The organism is Mesorhizobium sp. P5_C1, assembly GCF_054049815.1.
In genome coordinates this window covers 1-1746 of sequence record NZ_JBFULQ010000837.1, presented here as the reverse complement: position 1 = coordinate 1746, position 1746 = coordinate 1, and the positions used below count along the sequence as shown (strand labels likewise).

1 pseudogene is annotated in these 1746 nt (G+C 61.5%); it reads left to right on the top strand.

Features of this window, described 5'->3' with window-relative positions:
• A pseudogene (locus tag ACXJ7R_RS31785) lies at nt 1-1596 on the top strand (ABC transporter ATP-binding protein); the annotation flags it as partial.
• Nucleotides 1597-1746: the final 150 nt, after the last annotated feature.

Below are 1746 nucleotides of genomic sequence, written 5' to 3'. Positions count from 1 at the left end.
GGTCTGTCCATAGCGGACGATGGCGGTGCCATGCTCCTCGACCGCATCTCCCTCCAGGTCAAGCCGGGTGAGACGGTGGCGTTGGTCAGTACCGCAACAGGTGGAGCTGAGGCGCTTGCAGAAGCTTTCGCCCGGCTGAACTGGCCGGACAGCGGAAGGGTCATGTCGGGCGCCGATGACCTGCTTGAACTCCCCGAAGCAGTGACCGGCCGGCGCATGTCCTATGCCTCGTCGGATGTTTTCCTGTTCCAGGCCAGCCTTCGCGATAACCTGCTCTACGGGTTGAAGCATGCGCCGCTGACATCGGTGACGTATGACGGCGCTGCGGCAGACCAGCACCGCTGGAACATGCACGAAGCGCGCCGGTCGGGTAATCCGGATCTCGATATCCACAGCGACTGGATCAACTATGCTTCCGCCGGGGCTACCGGCCCGCACGACCTCTTTGAAGCCGTGCGCAGGGTGCTCGACGCGGTTGTCCTGTCGCGCGACATTCTGGATCTTGGCTTGCGCTCTTCGGCCGACCTCACGCGTCACACGGAGCTTGCCAGGCGGATCGTCGAACTGCGTGCGGCGCTGCGAACCCGGCTGGAGCAGGAAGGGCTGAGCGGACTGGTGGTTCCTTTCGAACCGGGCGCCTACAACAAGGAAGCGACGATCGGCGAAAACCTGCTCTTCGGCGCTGCCGCCGGCCCCAAGCTGGCCGACAGGGCTCTGGCTGCCAATCCCTATTTTGCTTCCGTGCTGAAAGAAGCCGGCCTCGACCGCACGCTCTACGAAATGGGCATGGAGATCGCCGGACAGGCGATCGAGCTGTTTGCCGACCTGCCGGCCGACCACCAGTTCTTCCAGCAGCTCGCCTTCATGAGCGCCGAGGAGATACCCGCCTACGAAACCTTGCTGCAACGGCTCAAGAACCGTCCCCACGAGGCGGTTTCCGAGAACGACCGCGCCATGATCGTCACCTTGAGCTTTGCCTATATCGAGCCCCGGCACCGCTTCGGCCTGCTGAGCGACGAGCTGATGAGCAAGATCGTCGCCGCGCGCAACCATTTCTATGAAAACCTGCCGCCCGAGCTGCAAGATGCGATCGAACGGTATGATCCCGCCAAATACATTGCCGCAGCCACCGTCATGGACAATGTCCTGTTCGGGCGTGTGGGCAACAGCCATCCCGACGCGCYGGACCGCATACGCTCCATCGTCTATGACATTCTTGACGAACTTGGGCTCTATGCCGAACTGCTGGATGTCGGCCTCGACTTCAACGTCGGCTCCGGCGGCAGGCGGCTGACCGGTGGACAGCGACAGAAGCTCGATGTTGCCCGGGCCCTGCTCAAGCGTCCCGATTTTCTCATTCTAAACCGGCCGCTGTCGGCGCTCGACCATCGCATGCAGGAGAAGGTGCTGCGAAATGTGCTCGAGGCAGCCAGGTGCGACGGCCATTCGCCGGCAATAGTGTGGGTCGTGACGAGTCCGGCAATGGCGGCGATGTTCGATCGCGTTGTCGTCTTCGACTCGGGTCAATTGGTGGAAGACGGAACACACGAGACACTTTTGGCAGGCAACGGTATCTTCAAGGAACTGCTGTCATAGAGGGATGGACATTCAGATGGGATCATTCTGCCGGTGGGAATTTGTCAGGCGGCATCGCTCGACCAAACAACATCGGGCTCGCCATCGCGTGGTTCGCTTCGCCATCCCGGAAACAGAATTGATTCCATCCGGGCGTTCGTTGCTCTAGTC